A 14,849-nucleotide genomic window follows, 5' to 3' on the forward strand; every position below is an offset into this window, starting at 1 on the left:
CTTGAGTTTTTGTTGTTTTTCCCTTGAAGAAAAAATAAAAATGGTGTAAACTATTTTTCATTCGGCGCTTTAGCTCAGCTGGATTAGAGCATCTGCCTTCTAAGCAGAGGGTCGACGGTTCGAGCCCGCCAAGCGTCACTAGTCCGTTCCTTGTGTGGAGCGGGCTTTTTTTTGTGCCCGCCGTAAACTTTGAATTTCGCCTGTAATCTGGCTAAAACATTAGCTAACTATGTATGAATAATCTGGAAAAGTTTTTTTGAAGAAGTTTATTTAGAATCGATAGTTTTAGATTTCTTTCTATGCCTTATTATTATAGCATAATAGGAAATTTTGATTTCGTAATACCACCGGAAAATTCTATCTCTTTTCTAACAAAACTGATTTCAAATTTAAATTTTAATGGCCAATTAGCCTAAATCAGCAGTTTTTACGGACATAGCCTAAATATTATGCTTGCAGCGGGCAATTCGTTTGGACAAAGATTGCTGTATGTGTTATTATTTTTTTAGGTGACTTTAAAAATGAAATTTTTATAAGGAAAATGTTAATTCCTGTAAAAATTGAAAATGTTTTTAGCGGTTCCTTTTTTCAGTTCAGCTTTTCAGAGAGTTTTTCTTTTTATGGAAGCACTGACTAATCCTGTTGTGAATCATTCAGTGCGGCCATAATATATATCTGTCAATATGGGAGCAGTATGGGAGACTTTATGGAATTATGTTCAAATCGCAGGAGCAGCCTTGCTCTGAAAATCGTTGTGCGCATTTCGCTTCTTGTGGTGCTTACGTGTTCTACGCTTACAGCCGTTGTTCTTTATTTTTACAGGACGTCGCAGGAGCAGCAGGTTACAAATACAATGGAGCGGAGCGGCAAGGACGCCGGAAAGCTTGTTGACATGAAAATCGAAGGCCTTATAAGCCAGGTTGAAACAGTTGCCCAGCGCGATGATGTCCGCAGCATGAATTGGAATGTTCAGCGTCCGGTGCTTGAGGCTGAGGCCAGGCGGATGGGATTTTCGCGCTTTCAGGTGAGCGACACGACCGGGCAGTTCAATCTGACATCCGGAGGCTCTATGAATGCCGGCGGTGAAAAGTATTTCAAGTATGCGATTTCCGGAAAGGCTGTTGTTTCCGATGTCCTTTACGATTCTGTGAGCGACGGGCTTGTTATTGTTGTGAGCAGTCCGATCTATAATTCCAGCAATGCGATTGTGGGAGTTCTTGCCGCGGTAACTTCAGCGGAAAGCCTGAATACAATTACGTCCGCCGTTGATTTGGACTATTCGGGCGGCTGTTTTATCATCAATGCCGCAGGTGAAAAAATGTCGGGCGTGGACTATTCGGGCAAAAAAAAGCTTGAAAATGATCTGCGGAATCCCGAGGCTCGCAAGGGCGGTTCAATGGAAGAGCTGGTGCGCCTTGAAAAACGCATGATTCAGGGGAAGCCAGGGCTTGCAGTTTACCGTCAATCTGGCAGCGACTGGTATCTTTCGTATATGCCGATAAACAACGGTGTTTGGTATCTCGGTGTTATACAGAATAAAAATCAGGCGATGGCGGTTATTCAGAATATGCTTTTCAGAATGACCGGATTTGCCCTTGTGTTTATTGCGGTCGGAATTGCAAGCGGAATTCTTCTTGCCCGCAGCCTTGCGCCCCTTAAGTCAGTGAGTGAAAAAATTACTGAGATTGCTTCAGGAAAAGCTGACTTGACCAAGCGGATAGACTTCCGTTCAAATGATGAAATCGGCGGCGTTGTAGAAGGCTTCAATACATTTTCCGCAAAGCTTCAGGACATTATGCGCGTTATGAAGCAGTCCAAGGATGTTCTTGTCGGTGTCGGTCAGAATTTGGGCAACAGCACGCATGACACTGTTTCTTCTGTTACTCAGATTCTTGCAAACATTGAAAGTGTGGGGAACAGCATTTCCGCGCAGTCAATGAGCGTTGACCAGACGGCAAGCGCAGTGAACGAGATTATTTCAAACATCGGGTCGATAAAGCAGATGGTGGAAGTTCAGGCGCGCGGTGTTGCAGATGCTTCCGCCGCAGTTGAGCAGATGATCGGGAACATTGCCTCTGTGAACAATTCAATGGAAAAAATGACGGAAGCGTTCAAGGAGCTTGAAGACCGCGCTGTTGACGGCGTTAACAAGCAGGATGATGTGAGCGCGCGCATAGATTTAATTGAAAAGGAATCCCAGATGCTCCAGGATGCGAACCTTGCCATTGCAAACATCGCAGACCAGACGAATCTTCTTGCCATGAATGCGGCGATTGAAGCGGCTCATGCAGGCGATGCAGGAAAAGGCTTCAGTGTTGTTGCAGATGAAATCCGCAAGCTTTCTGAAACATCTACAAGCCAGTCAAAGACAATCGGCGAGCAGCTTCAGAAAATTCAGGATTCCATAAAAGGAATTGTTGTTTCTTCCGCGGAATCAAAGATTGCGTTTACGGCTGTTTCTGACAGGATAAAATCCACTGATTCTCTTGTGAGGGAAGTTGCAACGGCGATGCGTGAGCAGAAGGAAGGTTCTGCGCAGATAAATGTTGTTCTTCACGACATGAATGACAGCACCGCTGAGGTAAGGGACGCATTTGTGGAAATGTCCGCAGGAAGCCAGGCGATTCTGGAGGAAGTTCAGAGTCTTCAGAATGCAACGCTTAGCATGAAGGACGGAATGGATGAAATGAAAATCGGCGCGCGGAAAATAAATGAAACAAGTTCTCTTTTGTCGGAGATTTCTGCGCAGATGAAAGATTCCATTAATGATATCGGCTGCCAGGTAGACCAGTTTAAGGTGTAGCCGTTCAATTCGGGGGTTATGATGAAAATAAAAAAATATGCTGTATTATTTTTTGGTTCCGCTCTGATTCTTTTTTCCGGATGCGAAAAAAAATCCGGCTCTGTTCCCAGGCGCTTCAACAAGCACCAGATTTCGCTTACAGTCTGGGAATCTCTTGACGGTCCGGATGTTTTTATAAAGCAGGCTGCGCAAAAATATTCAGAGCTTCATCCGAACATCGAAGTGAATTTTGTGAACGTTGAGCCGAATATTTCTGTGGCGCAGCTTAAAGAGGATGCTCCCAAGGGTGTGGGGCCGGACTTGTTCACCGGGGCGCACGATAATCTTGGTGTTCTTGTTTCAGGCGGTTTTATTCTTCCCACTGAAAATCCTGAGGATGTAAAAAAGCAGGTTCTGGGGTCGTGCTCGCGTGCTCTTACGTATAATGGAAAAATGTACGGCTACCCTGTGAGCGCGGAAACATATTCTTTGTTCTATAATAGAAGTCTTATTTCAGACAGCGAAGTTCCGTCTTCCTGGGAAAAGCTTGCTGAATGGGTGGAAAATTTCAATGCGCACAATCCGGGTAAACTGGGTTTTGTGATGGACGTTGCAAACGCATACTACACGTTTATTTTTACGACTTCAAATGACAACCGGCTGTTCGGGCAGTTTGGAACAGAAGCTTCCCGCTCAAATCTTAATACTCCCGATTCAGTCCACGGCATGAAATTCTTTCAGTCGCTTCGTTCTGTTGTGGGACTTCCGTCTTCAGAGATGACTACGGCAAAAGCGGATGCGGCTTTTCAGGCTGGAAATGCGGCGCTTCACATAACAGGTCCGTGGAACATAAAGAATTTTTCTGATGCGGGCGTGCAGTTCGGAGTTGCATCTCTTCCTTCGCTTCCGGGGGAATCCGAGCCCAGCGCTTCGTTCAGCGGAACCCGCGCTGTTTTTGTAAGCGCATTTTCTGATCACCCGGAAGAGGCGGCGGACTTTGCGCGTTTCCTTATAACTCCTGAAATGCAGCAGCTTCGGTTTAAGCTGACAGGCGCAATGCCTTCCATAAATACAAATGTAAACAGCCAGTATATCGCCGGTTTCCTTAAGCAGCTTGAGTACGCGTTCCCGATGCCTTCCGTTCCGGAAATGGGACAGTATTGGACAGTAATGAACAGCGCTTCCGCCAGAATTTGGGACGGCGCATCAGTCGAGCAGGAACTGAACAGGGCTGATATGCAGATAAGCAGGTAGTTTTGTGCGCATGGCACTTCTAGAGATTCAGTTAAAATGACTTTGGAAGTGCCTGCTATTTATTATTGAATATAATAGCCGCAATGACACCTGGAATCCATCCAGCCGCTGTAAGTAGCAGCGTTAAAAGCACTGCGCCGCAGCCTTTGTCAAGAACAGCCAGCGGTGGAAATATAATGCACAGCAAACCTCTCAAAATCCCCATTTTTCCCTCCGGTAATGATTTTGTGTGTGAGCGCCCTGTAAACAGTTTTCAGGACTTGTTCATTCAGTGTAAAGAATTTTTTTCTGGTTTACAAGACGGCATCTGGCGCTGTTTTTTTTCAGGCGGAAAAAAGCTGCCTTGGACTACAGTATTCCGATTCCGCTTTTTAGCGTTTCAAGCTGAATTCCGCACGATTTTTCTATCAGATTATAAAGAAGCCTTTTCATGTTATACACTGATTCAGCTGGAATCAGCAGGCTGCGCACTTGCCCCGGGGAAAGCTCATTGATTGCAGTCAGATAGGTGAGCGAGTCAAGGTCGGATGCGAATGGGGTTGAATTTCCTTTTTCCGTGGAAAATGCAATGCAGTCCGCGCAGACAAAGCCGTTTTGGTTTTCTATATAGGCTGCGTTCTGCTCATGGGTCAGAAGCTGTGTTCCGCAGACGGCGCATGTTCTTGTTTCAGGCTGAAGCCCCAGGAGCGCAAGGTATCTCCACAGGAATCTGAGAATTCCAAGGTGAATTTCATTTCCTTCAACTGAATCGATTCCGTCAAGAAATGCGCACAGCAGCAGAAATGCTTTTTCCGGGTCGCCGGCGCATTTTGTTTTTAGGACAATTTCACAGGCAAGGGAAGCGGCCCAGGATTTCAGGAGGCTTGTTCTGAATGAAAGGTGGCAGCTCTGAACATCGAAGTCTGTTATTTTTGTTGAATGTCGCGCTTCGTCCGCATAGATGTAAAGAATTCCTGTGTAGAAAGGCTGGACAAGCGATTTCAGGCGGCTCTTGGCTCCTCCGTAGAGCATTGCAGTGAAAATTCCGTTTTCCGCGGAAACTGCTTTGACGAGCCTGTTGTCCTCTCCTGATTTTTTCAGCGAAAGAATTACTGATTTCATTCTTCTGTTTCGTTCTGACATGCAGATATAATAGCAGTGGCTGGAACGATGCGCAAGCCGACATTTTTGCTAAACTTTTCTTTGGGGATGCCGATGTACAGAGTATGAATAGTTTTTCAAATTCCGTAGATTTGCTTCACCGCGCACTTGATGTAGAAAGCCTCCGCTATCAGGTTACCGCTGATAATATCGCTAAATGTGAAGTTCCGAATTACAAGAAGCAGTCCGTGAACTTTGAAAGCGAGCTGAAGGCTGCGTTTGCAAGCAGGGACAATGAGCACAACTCATTCCGCATGGCCACAACCGATGCAAGGCATATCCAGAGCGAAGTTCCGCGTGACTGGCGCGATGTTGAACCAAGGCGCGTGAGGGACTATACTACTTCCGCAAAGGCAAACGGAAACAATGTGGATGCTGAGCAGGAGGCAATGAATATTGTTCAGATTCAGATGCAGTACAGGCTTTTGACGCAGCTTATGAATTTTGAATTTTCGCAGGTCAAGACTGCCATGAAGTCTATATAGTGCAGCTGGAAAATTGAAGCGCCGGCAGTCGCTTTCTGTTGGTTTCAGTTTTTTGAATTTTCCTTTTAAAAAGGTTATTGAGTTTTGGAGAAAAGTATGGGATTATTTACTAGTATAAACATAGCGGCAACGGGAATGAGCGTAGAAAGACTTCGCACTGATGTTATTTCTAATAACATTGCCAATGCAACTACAACGAGAACCCAGGAAGGCGGCGCTTACCGCAGACAGAGTGTTATTGTGGAGCCTATAGACTCCAAGAATCCTACATGGCGTTTTCCGTTTGTGGACTCGGATATGGACAACGGTCCCGGAAAAGGTGTACGGGTGCGCGAGATTGTAAAGGACACAGAGCAGGGCAGAATGGTGTACGATCCCACTCATCCTGATGCGATAAAATCCGGCCCGAATCAGGGATATGTTGAATATCCAAATGTGAATATTGTAAACGAAATGGTGAGCATGATAAGTGCAAACAGAGCTTATGAGGCTAACAGTTCTGTTATTCAGGGAAGCAAGGAAATGTTTGCTTCTGCCCTGGAAATCGCAGGCCGCTAGAAACGCGCTGATTGATGCTTGAATGAGCCTTTAGGGCTTTGGCTTTAGAGGCAGCTTTGAAAATAAACGGGAGGAATTATGAATTTTTCTTTTGGATCGCTGGAGCTTAACAGGACAAATCCTGCTCATATCGGAACATCTGCTATCGGTTCTGTTGACAGTGTTTTAAGGAAAAATGAAAATCTCTCTGTTTCAGATACAGACAGAAAAGAGTCGTTCAAGGCGTATCTTCTTGAGGCCGCCAGCGAGATGAACCGCCAGCAGATTGAAGTTTCGGCTATGCAGGAAAAAGTCATAACAGACCCCGACAGTGTTGATATCCATGATGTTACAACTGCAATGGCAAAGGCCCAAATGTCCATGGAGCTTGCCCAGACTGTCATAGACCGCCTTGTAAAGGGCTGGACAGAGCTTTCGCAGAATAGATAAGGCGAATCCCTGAAAAGTCGTTTTTAATGATTTTTTAGAGTTTTGTTGTCAAATTTAGGAATTTATGCTATACTGTGTCATCTTTTTATGCAGGTTATGCAAGTGGGATGGCATAAAGCAGAAGATATTGGGGGCTTCAAAAAAGGGGCGCCTTTAGGGAAGAAATAGTTAATGCTATAAGCGGTTGCCCGGGCTTCCCTGCTGTTTTTTTGTATTTCTTTGAAATACTTCAAAATAGCGCATATTATTGTTAACACTGAATAGTCTACATTCGGATATTCGGTGTTTTCTTGAAAAATGCGGTGCTATAAACCGCTTAATACTGAATTCGTTCATGGGAGGGGAATATGAACGAATGGTTTAAAAAGAAAACAGAAACCATTAAGGAAAAGTGGACAAAGTGGACGATCCTTCAAAAAGCCATTGTGATAGGCATTGTTGTGGTTGCAGTGGTATCAGTTGTTTTGATGGCGTCCGTATCTTCTCGTCCTTCAACAGTGCGGCTTTTTAACGCTCCGGTTAATGATGAAAAGTCACGCGAGCAAATTCTTTCACGTCTTGATCAGGACAACATAAAAGCCTACGTTTCAGCGGACAATTATATTTCAGTTGAAAACAGTGATATTGCGGCAAGATACAGAAGCCGGCTTATTGCTGAAGGCTATGCTCCGTCCAAATTCGATGCATATTCGCTTTTTGATGTTCAAAAATGGTCGCGCACTGATTTTGATGACAAGGTGAACTGGAAACGCTCAATGGAAAGCGAAGTGAAGCATCACCTGGAAGCCCTTGAAGGAATTCGGAGAGCGGAAGTTGTGCTCAGTATTCCTGACGAGGCTCTTTTTTCTGACAATCAGGCTCCTACAACGGCAAGTGTTATTCTGTATGAGATGGGAAACAGCGGAATTCTTTCAAGCAAAAAAACTGTCCGCGGAATTCAGAATCTTATCAAGACATCTGTTGAAGGGCTCCGTGATGAAGATATTGTGATCATGGACGGCAATACAAAGGAGCAGGTGAATGATTTTTCCGGCATGGAGGATGCTGACCGCAATGCGCTTATAAAAACCGGAATGAAAGCCATAAGGCAGAAAGAAGCGGAGATTATGGCAGACGTCCTTAATGGACTTCAGGTAACATTTTCTGCGAACCGTGTAAAGGTTGCCAATGTAAAAATAGACATGGATATGTCAAAGGAAAGCGGCACTGTCAAGGAATACAGCGGTATTACAATCCGCCCGGACAATCCGAATACTCCATACGATGACTCTGAAGTTGTAAACAGCCTTGTTCTCTCAGAGGAAACTGTGAACAAGTCCTTTACAGGAACAGGCTATAATCCTGAAGGACCTGCGGGGCCTGACGGACAAAATCCTCCTGTTTACAGCGATATGTCTAATGTTATCGGAAAATCCACGGAAGACGGTGCAAAGCGCAATTATGCCCTTAATGAGAAGGTTTATGATTTTGAAAAAATTCCGGGCGGAATTTATGACAGGATTACAGTTGCTGTCAACATTGATGGCAGATGGGAAAAAGTCAGAGATGAAAAGGGAAATGAAATCTTTGAAAATGGACATATAAAAAGAAATTACATCAAGCTTTCTGATGAGGAGCTTGCACGGGCAAAAAGGCTGGTTGAAGCTGCTGTTGGGTATAACAAGGCTCGTGGCGATGTTGTTGTTGTTGAAAATATTCCGTTTGACAGATCTGAAGAGCATGCGGCGGAAGATGCAAAGCGGGCGGCTGAGCTTAGGAGGCAGAGTGTTATTACATTCAGTCTTATCGGAATCGCTGTGGTTCTGGTTGCATTTATTGCATTCCGTATTATCAGCCGCGAAATTGAACGCCGCCGCCGTCTTGCCGAGGAAGCAAGAATCCGTCAGCAGGAAGAAGAAAGACAGCGTGCTCTTCTTGAAGCTTCACAGCAGGGCATGGAAGTTACAATGTCTGTTGAGGAGCGCAAGCGGGCGGAGCTTCTGGAAAATGCACTTGCAATGGCAAAAGAGCATCCGGAAGATGTTGCAATGCTTATCCGCACTTGGCTTATGGAGGAATAGTTTATGGCAGAAGAACTTGTTGATGGCAAAAAAAGCAAGAAAAAAGGCGGTGTCAAGGACTACAAGAATCTTACCGGCCGCCAGAAAGCCGCTATATTCCTCGTTGCGCTCGGAAGCGATGTTGCTTCGGATGTAATGAAGCATTTGCGCGAAGATGAGGTTGAAACTCTCACATTTGAGATTGCCCGTCTTGATACAATAGATGCGGATTTTAAAGACCAGGTTCTTGAGGAATTCCAGGAGCTGATGCAGGCTCAGAATTTCATTACTACCGGTGGTATTGATTTTGCCCGTGAGCTTCTTGAAAAATCACTCGGAAGCCAGAAGGCTATTGATATTATAAACAGGCTTACCAGTTCTCTTCAGGTGCGTCCGTTTGATTTTATCCGCCGCACAGACCCGGCTCATCTTTTGAACTTTGTGCAGCAGGAATATCCGCAGACAATCTCATTGATTCTGGCTTACCTTGAGCCTCAGAAAGCCGCCACAATTCTGCAGAATCTGCCCGCGGAAATTCAGCCTGAGGTTTCCAAGCGACTTGCAACTATGGATCGAACCAGCCCTGAGGTTCTGCGTGAAGTTGAGCGCGTTCTTGAGAAAAAGCTTTCAACTTTGTCCAGCGAAGACTATACCGCAGCAGGTGGTGTTGATGCCATCGTTGAAATCCTTAACAACGTTGACCGCTCTTCTGAAAAGGCGATTATTGAAACTCTTGAAGAGGATGACCCGGAGCTTGCAGAGGAAATCAAGAAGAGAATGTTTGTTTTCGAAGATATTGTTATGCTTGATGACCGCGCAATCCAGAAAGTTCTCCGCGAGGTTGACACCCAGGAGCTTGCAAAGGCCCTCAAGTCTGTTGATACGGAAGTTCAGGACAAGATTTTCCGCAATATGTCAAAGAGAGCTGCCTCAATGCTTAAAGAGGATATGGAATATATGGGTCCTGTCCGCTTGAAGGATGTTGAGGAAAGCCAGCAGAAAATTGTTAGCGTAATCCGCCGTCTTGAGGATTCCGGAGAGATTGTCATTGCCCGTTCAAGCGATGATGAGATGGTTGTCTGATTTTGACTGGAGGCATTTAGCATGGCGCAGACTGTATTCAGAGCTATGGAGGTCAACAATACAAAGGGTGAGGTTGTCCTTCAGTTTACAAAGAATTTTGCTCCTCCTGTGGAAGAAAAGAAAGAGGAGATTCCCGAATATACAGGGCCGACTGCTGACGATCTGAGAAAGGAAGCGGAAGCCTTTAAGCTTCAGTGGGAAGACGAAAAGGCGCGGATGCTTGAAAAGGCTCAGGCGGATGCCGACCAGATTGTAAAGAATGCCGAGGATGCCGCTTTTGCCCAGGTAAAGCACCAGAGCGACCAGGCGGCTGTGATAAAGGCACAGGCGCAGAAAGAAGCCCAGGATATAATCGAAAAGGCACAGGCAGAAGCCGACACTATCATTGCCTCCGCAAAAAACGAGGAAAAATCCATCTTTGAAAAGTCAAGGGAAGACGGATTCAAGCAGGGGCATGAGGAAGGCTATAAAGCCGGAAATGAAGAGGCGCAGCGGCTTGTTGAGCGTATTCATAAAATGATTGAGGCTGTTCACCAGAAGCGTCAGGAAATTCTTGACAATACAGAGCAGCAGATTGTAAATCTTGTGATTTTGATAGCGCGGAAAGTTGTAAAGATTATGAGCGAAAATCAGAAGAGCGTTATCATGTCGAATGTGCTTCAGGCTCTGAAGAAAGTGAAAGGCTCCGGTGCTGTTACGCTGCGGGTGAATCTTGCGGATGTAAAGCTTACAACAGAGCATATAAAGGATTTTATACATCAGGTTGAAAATATAAAAAGCATTGCTGTTGTTGAAGACAGTTCTGTTGAAAAAGGCGGATGTATTGTTGAAACTGATTTCGGTGCTATTGATGCCCGCATTTCAAGCCAGCTCAATGAGCTTGAAAATCAGATTCTCGGCATTTCGCCTATAAAAACAGTCGGAAAGTCTGAAGTTATCAATCCGGACAGCTGAGGAAGCCTTGGAAAATCCGGTTTCAGTGTTTTTAGGCTTCTACAGGTTTTAAGTCTTTAAATGCCACGGCTTAAAACATCACATTTTTCGAGGTTTTACAAACCCTGGATTCCGCGCTCTGAAATGGAAAATTTTTTTGACAAATATATTCACAGTATAGAAAGAATTGAGCCGATAAAATACACCGGCTTTGTTACCAGTGTAAAAGGTCTGATGATAGAAAGCAAGGGACCGCGCTCCGTGATTGGTGAAATTTGCACCATTCATATTCCGAGCCTTGAAACAAGCGTGCTTGCGGAAGTTGTCGGTTTGAAGGAAAATTCCGTCCGCCTTATGGCTTATGGAGAAACCCGGGGCATTGAGGTTGGCTGCGAAGTTGTGGCTTCAGGCCATGTTCTTGAAGTGCCTGTCGGAAATTCTCTGCTTGGACGCGTTATCGATGCAACCGGCAAGCCCTATGACGGAAAGGGTGAAATCCTGCCTGAGGCGTACTATCCGGCTCTTGCTTCTCCGCCAAATCCCATGGAGCGCAAGCCTGTTGACAGGCGGATTGTTACAGGAGTGCGCGCTATAGACGGCCTGCTTGCTGTTGGAAAAGGTCAGCGCCTGGGAATTTTTGCAGGCTCCGGAGTGGGAAAGTCAACTCTTCTTTCTATGATTGCAAGAAATACAAATGCCGACATAAATGTAATTGCGCTCATTGGCGAGCGCGGCCGTGAAGTGATGGATTTTATAAGGCGCGATCTTGGAGAAGAAGGCTTGAAGCGTTCAGTTCTTGTTGTTGCCACAAGCGACCAGCCTTCTATTTCGCGTCTTAGGGCGGCTTATGTTGCCACGGCTGTTGCCGAGTATTTCCGGGATCAGGGCAAGGATGTTATGCTCATGTTTGACAGTGTAACAAGATTTGCACATGCCCAGCGTGAAATTGGGCTTGCTACAGGAGAGCCTCCGGCGCAGCGTGGATATCCGCCGAGTGTTTTTGATATGCTCCCAAAGCTGCTTGAGCGCACAGGAACAAACAGCAAAGGCTCGATTACGGCTTTTTATACTGTTCTTGTTGACGGAGATGATATGGATGAGCCGATTGCAGACAAGGTGCGCGGAACTCTTGACGGACACATAATTCTTCAGCGTTCACTTGCAGCCCGCCAGCATTATCCTGCAATAGACATGCTCACGAGCATCAGCCGTCTTTCCAAGCGTGTTTCTGGAAAATGCACAAAGGAAGCCGTTCAGCGTGTTCGCCGCTGGATTTCACTTTATTCAGAGCAGGAGGAAATGATAAATGCCGGTGTTTATCAAAAAGGCTCTTCCGCTGAAATTGACGAAGCCATCGACAAGCATCAGGCTGTTGAAAATTTTCTCTGCCAGGAGGAAAACTGCCGCCTTTCAATCGACGACACTCTGAAGTTGCTTTCCGAGCTGAGCGGAATTGAAATTCCTGAGGCTGAATACGCAGAATCTCCTGCCTGATTTTAACGGCCATGAAAAAGTTCGTTTTTTCCATGCAGAAAATTCTTGATCTCAGGCTGTTTGAGCAGCATCAGGCTGAGCTGGAGCTTGGAAAGGCAAATGCTGAAGTTTCCCGTATTCAGGGGGAGCTTGACTCCATCGCAAAAAGAAAAATTTCCACGATAAAAAAATTCGATACAGATACGGATATTATTGTTCAGGCTGAAATAGAGTCGTTTTTTTTTATGCTTGAGCAGAAAAAGGAAAAGTTTCTGAAAGACCTGGCAGCTGCCCAGATGGCTGCCGATGAAAAACGGGAAATTGTCCGCCAGGCCATGCAGAAAGTAAAGGTTCTTGAGAAACTGAAGGAAGGAAAATTTCTTCAGTGGAAAAAAGAATTCCAAAAAGAAGAGGAGCTGGCGGCTGATGATATTGTAACCGCCAGACAAAATCCGGTCAGTACTTGAATGCGCTTCCTCCGATAAATTCCCTTATGATAGACTGCGACGGCACAGATGTGGCAGGAATTGTTGAAAAGCAGCTCATGAACTGAAGAAGCCTGCTTGCCTCTGCGTATTCCTTCTGCAGCGGATTTACACAGCGCAGGAGTGGCTCCGCGTAAACTTTTAGAACCGGAATCTCGTAGTCAAGCGCGGTGTTCAGCATGGCATCTGCATTGTTCTGAAACGGGAATATATGAAGCTCTTCGCCTTTCTGCACATTTTCCCACATTGCGATTGTATCGGCGGCACTTTTTCCACGGTAGCGCGAATCCCTTACAATTCTTCTTATAAGCCGGTTGTCGCTGGTTGAAATTCTGTTGTGGTCATCAAGGTTGAGCTGTGTCAGCGCGGAAATGTAAATCTTGAATTTTTTATCCGCGGGAACAAGAGGAGTGAGCTTGTCGTTCAGACCGTGGATTCCTTCCATGACAAGAATGTCGCCTTCCTCAAGTGTCATCGTGTCGCCCTTGAAATAGCTTCTGCCGGCATGGAAGTCATAGGACGGAAGCTGAATCTGCTTGCCTGAGAATAAATCCACAAGATTTTTGTTCAAAAGCTCTATGTTCAGGGCTTCAAGACATTCATAGTCGTAGTTTCCGTTTTCGTCCTTTGGAGTCTGCTCGCGTCCGACATAATAGCTGTCAAGGCTTATTGTCTTGGGCTTGTATCCGATTGCCTCCAGCTGAAGAGCCAGCTTTTTGCTTGTTGTTGTTTTTCCCGACGATGAAGGGCCTGCGATAAGAACGACTTTTACTGTTTTTCTCTTGAGAATGCAGTCGGCTATATCCGCGATTCTCTTTGTCTGAAGTGTTTCTGCGATGTTTATAAAATCAGCCGCTTTTCTGTCATGGATAAGCTGGTTCAGGCTTGCTGCCGATGTTACGTTGAGCCTTTTTCCCCACAGCTTGTAGTTCCGGTATATTTCAAAAAGCTTCGGCTGGTCGACAAATTCAGTGAGCTTTTCAGGCTGTCCTTTTTTGGGGAATCGAAGAAGAAATCCGTCGCTGTATGGCTTCAGGTCGAAAACATTCAGGATTTTGGTTGTTCCCACGAGCGGGCCGAAATACAAATCTGAAAAGTTTCCGATGCTGTTTATCTGTATTTTTGACGGGCAGCGGTAATTCAGCTGCTTGCGAGTTTCTGTCAGCCCCAGGGATTCAAAAAGAGAGCAGGCTTCCTCGTAGGAAATAAACGATGATTCAATGACGAGATTTTCATCTATTATGCGCTCCATTTCAGCTTTCAGCGCGGTGATATTTTCCTGAGTGAGGGGAGAGCCGGTTTCAAGCGTGTAGTAGTAGCCGTAGCCAAGGCTGTGTCCGACAAGAAGCCTTTTTCCCGGGAACAGTCTGTGCGCCGCTGCCGCAAGAACAAAGCACAGCGATCTTCTGTAGATTGCGCAGCCTTCCTTTGAGTCGGAAAAAACAGGCTCTATGTGCGAAGTTATTCCAATGGGGCTGTCGAGGGAACAGATTTCGTTGTTTACTTTTACGGCGACTATGGTTTTGTTTTCTGATTTGAATTTTTCAAGAAAGAGAACAGGCCGGATTTCGTTTTCTGTTTCTATAAATGAATTATCTGGAAATGTGATTTTTATTTTTTTCATGTTTGTGCCTCCAAAATGCAGTCTTTTACTAAATCAAGCGACTTTAAATTATAAGGTACAATTTGGTTTTATGCAAAGAGAAAAGTCTGCAAAATGCTGCATTGCGGATTTACGAAAATGCAAATTTTATTTTTTGAACAGCGAGCGAATCCATTCTGCCAGAGAAATAAAGCAATTCGCAATGAATCTTAGTATGCGCATAATCAGCGGCGGATTTCTGAGCCTCTCAAGTTTCTTGTATCCTTCCAAAAGCTCTTCGTCTGTAAATTCCTTTCTCTGGTTGTTTTCCTCAAGCTCCATTTCAAGCTGGCGGACAGAATCCACGGTTGAGTCCAGAATGTTGGCGTTTATTCTTTCCCAGCCGAGCATTTTAGCTGCTTCAAGTCTCCGCTCTCCTGCTACAAGCTCGTAGTTTGAATTCAGAGTAATAGGATTCATAAGACCGTACATCCTTATGCTTTCTTTGAGCGCGGTCAAGTCTCCCAAATCCTTCCTTACTCTTTTCTTTATTTTAATATCTTCAATCTTTACAAGCATTTTTTTAAAATAGGCAATCTTTGTTTT

14 protein-coding genes and 1 tRNA gene are annotated in these 14,849 nt (G+C 45.2%); 11 read left to right on the forward strand and 4 right to left on the reverse strand.

Annotation, left to right across the window (positions count from 1 at the left end):
- Positions 1 to 63: 63 nt before the first annotated feature.
- From ACI4L0_RS05855 to ACI4L0_RS05865, 3 genes are all read left to right on the forward strand, one after another.
- Positions 64 to 138 (forward strand) — tRNA-Arg (locus ACI4L0_RS05855).
- A 568-nt stretch (positions 139 to 706) separates the two neighbouring features.
- The gene (locus tag ACI4L0_RS05860) at positions 707 to 2,803 is read left to right on the forward strand and encodes a methyl-accepting chemotaxis protein (RefSeq protein WP_439799234.1); all 2,097 of its coding nucleotides are present in this window, start codon (positions 707 to 709) and stop codon (positions 2,801 to 2,803) included.
- Between the two features lie 21 nt (positions 2,804 to 2,824).
- Complete coding sequence (locus ACI4L0_RS05865; protein WP_439799235.1) at positions 2,825 to 4,036, forward strand: sugar ABC transporter substrate-binding protein; 1,212 nt, start codon at positions 2,825 to 2,827, stop codon at positions 4,034 to 4,036.
- Positions 4,037 to 4,091: 55 nt separating this feature from the next.
- On the opposite strand, the gene ACI4L0_RS05870 is transcribed toward ACI4L0_RS05865, so the two are convergent.
- Together ACI4L0_RS05870 and recO are read right to left on the reverse strand one after the other, a co-directional pair.
- Complete coding sequence (locus ACI4L0_RS05870) at positions 4,092 to 4,241, reverse strand: YqaE/Pmp3 family membrane protein (protein WP_439799236.1); 150 nt, start codon at positions 4,239 to 4,241, stop codon at positions 4,092 to 4,094.
- A 143-nt stretch (positions 4,242 to 4,384) separates the two neighbouring features.
- Positions 4,385 to 5,158, reverse strand: a complete 774-nt coding sequence (recO, locus tag ACI4L0_RS05875) for a DNA repair protein RecO (RefSeq protein ID WP_439799237.1) — start codon at positions 5,156 to 5,158, stop codon at positions 4,385 to 4,387.
- 83 nt (positions 5,159 to 5,241) lie between these two features.
- Between recO and flgB the strand changes: the two genes are divergently transcribed.
- From flgB to fliJ, 8 genes are all read left to right on the forward strand, one after another.
- Positions 5,242 to 5,661, forward strand: coding sequence for a flagellar basal body rod protein FlgB (gene flgB, locus ACI4L0_RS05880; RefSeq protein ID WP_439799238.1), 420 nt, complete (start codon positions 5,242 to 5,244; stop codon positions 5,659 to 5,661).
- Positions 5,662 to 5,757: 96 nt separating this feature from the next.
- The gene (flgC, locus tag ACI4L0_RS05885; RefSeq protein ID WP_439799239.1) at positions 5,758 to 6,219 is read left to right on the forward strand and encodes a flagellar basal body rod protein FlgC; all 462 of its coding nucleotides are present in this window, start codon (positions 5,758 to 5,760) and stop codon (positions 6,217 to 6,219) included.
- Positions 6,220 to 6,297: 78 nt separating this feature from the next.
- Positions 6,298 to 6,648 (forward strand): flagellar hook-basal body complex protein FliE, encoded by a 351-nt coding sequence (fliE, locus tag ACI4L0_RS05890; RefSeq protein WP_439799240.1) that lies wholly within the window; start codon positions 6,298 to 6,300, stop codon positions 6,646 to 6,648.
- A 347-nt stretch (positions 6,649 to 6,995) separates the two neighbouring features.
- The gene (gene fliF, locus ACI4L0_RS05895) at positions 6,996 to 8,708 is read left to right on the forward strand and encodes a flagellar basal-body MS-ring/collar protein FliF (protein ID WP_439799241.1); all 1,713 of its coding nucleotides are present in this window, start codon (positions 6,996 to 6,998) and stop codon (positions 8,706 to 8,708) included.
- Positions 8,709 to 8,711: 3 nt separating this feature from the next.
- The gene (gene fliG / locus ACI4L0_RS05900; protein ID WP_439799242.1) at positions 8,712 to 9,770 is read left to right on the forward strand and encodes a flagellar motor switch protein FliG; all 1,059 of its coding nucleotides are present in this window, start codon (positions 8,712 to 8,714) and stop codon (positions 9,768 to 9,770) included.
- A gap of 21 nt (positions 9,771 to 9,791) precedes the next feature.
- Complete coding sequence (fliH, locus tag ACI4L0_RS05905; RefSeq protein WP_439799243.1) at positions 9,792 to 10,724, forward strand: flagellar assembly protein FliH; 933 nt, start codon at positions 9,792 to 9,794, stop codon at positions 10,722 to 10,724.
- A gap of 123 nt (positions 10,725 to 10,847) precedes the next feature.
- Positions 10,848 to 12,197 (forward strand): FliI/YscN family ATPase, encoded by a 1,350-nt coding sequence (locus ACI4L0_RS05910; RefSeq protein ID WP_439799244.1) that lies wholly within the window; start codon positions 10,848 to 10,850, stop codon positions 12,195 to 12,197.
- An 11-nt stretch (positions 12,198 to 12,208) separates the two neighbouring features.
- Positions 12,209 to 12,643 (forward strand): flagellar export protein FliJ, encoded by a 435-nt coding sequence (fliJ, locus tag ACI4L0_RS05915; protein ID WP_439799245.1) that lies wholly within the window; start codon positions 12,209 to 12,211, stop codon positions 12,641 to 12,643.
- On the opposite strand, the gene ACI4L0_RS05920 is transcribed toward fliJ, so the two are convergent.
- Together ACI4L0_RS05920 and ACI4L0_RS05925 are read right to left on the reverse strand one after the other, a co-directional pair.
- Positions 12,633 to 14,285: a nucleoside kinase gene (locus ACI4L0_RS05920; protein WP_439799246.1), complete on the reverse strand. Its 1,653-nt coding sequence runs from the start codon at positions 14,283 to 14,285 to the stop codon at positions 12,633 to 12,635. The genes fliJ and ACI4L0_RS05920 overlap by 11 nt on opposite strands.
- A 126-nt stretch (positions 14,286 to 14,411) precedes the next feature.
- Positions 14,412 to 14,822: a ParB N-terminal domain-containing protein gene (locus ACI4L0_RS05925; RefSeq protein WP_439799247.1), complete on the reverse strand. Its 411-nt coding sequence runs from the start codon at positions 14,820 to 14,822 to the stop codon at positions 14,412 to 14,414.
- Between the last annotated feature and the right edge of the window lie 27 nt (positions 14,823 to 14,849).

Source organism: Treponema sp., from assembly GCF_051883275.1.
Taxonomy (GTDB): Bacteria; Spirochaetota; Spirochaetia; order Treponematales; family Treponemataceae; genus Treponema_D.

What these genes read in the sequence shown, in the direction of transcription:
- ACI4L0_RS05860 (WP_439799234.1), top strand. Translation starts at nt 707, where the DNA reads ATGGAATTATGTTCAAATCGCAGGAGCAGCCTTGCTCTGAAAATCGTT.
- ACI4L0_RS05865 (WP_439799235.1), top strand. Translation starts at nt 2,825, where the DNA reads ATGAAAATAAAAAAATATGCTGTATTATTTTTTGGTTCCGCTCTGATT.
- ACI4L0_RS05870 (WP_439799236.1), bottom strand. Translation starts at nt 4,241, where the DNA reads ATGGGGATTTTGAGAGGTTTGCTGTGCATTATATTTCCACCGCTGGCT.
- recO (WP_439799237.1), bottom strand. Translation starts at nt 5,158, where the DNA reads ATGTCAGAACGAAACAGAAGAATGAAATCAGTAATTCTTTCGCTGAAA.
- flgB (WP_439799238.1), top strand. Translation starts at nt 5,242, where the DNA reads ATGAATAGTTTTTCAAATTCCGTAGATTTGCTTCACCGCGCACTTGAT.
- flgC (WP_439799239.1), top strand. Translation starts at nt 5,758, where the DNA reads ATGGGATTATTTACTAGTATAAACATAGCGGCAACGGGAATGAGCGTA.
- fliE (WP_439799240.1), top strand. Translation starts at nt 6,298, where the DNA reads ATGAATTTTTCTTTTGGATCGCTGGAGCTTAACAGGACAAATCCTGCT.
- fliF (WP_439799241.1), top strand. Translation starts at nt 6,996, where the DNA reads ATGAACGAATGGTTTAAAAAGAAAACAGAAACCATTAAGGAAAAGTGG.
- fliG (WP_439799242.1), top strand. Translation starts at nt 8,712, where the DNA reads ATGGCAGAAGAACTTGTTGATGGCAAAAAAAGCAAGAAAAAAGGCGGT.
- fliH (WP_439799243.1), top strand. Translation starts at nt 9,792, where the DNA reads ATGGCGCAGACTGTATTCAGAGCTATGGAGGTCAACAATACAAAGGGT.
- ACI4L0_RS05910 (WP_439799244.1), top strand. Translation starts at nt 10,848, where the DNA reads ATGGAAAATTTTTTTGACAAATATATTCACAGTATAGAAAGAATTGAG.
- fliJ (WP_439799245.1), top strand. Translation starts at nt 12,209, where the DNA reads ATGAAAAAGTTCGTTTTTTCCATGCAGAAAATTCTTGATCTCAGGCTG.
- ACI4L0_RS05920 (WP_439799246.1), bottom strand. Translation starts at nt 14,285, where the DNA reads ATGAAAAAAATAAAAATCACATTTCCAGATAATTCATTTATAGAAACA.
- ACI4L0_RS05925 (WP_439799247.1), bottom strand. Translation starts at nt 14,822, where the DNA reads ATGCTTGTAAAGATTGAAGATATTAAAATAAAGAAAAGAGTAAGGAAG.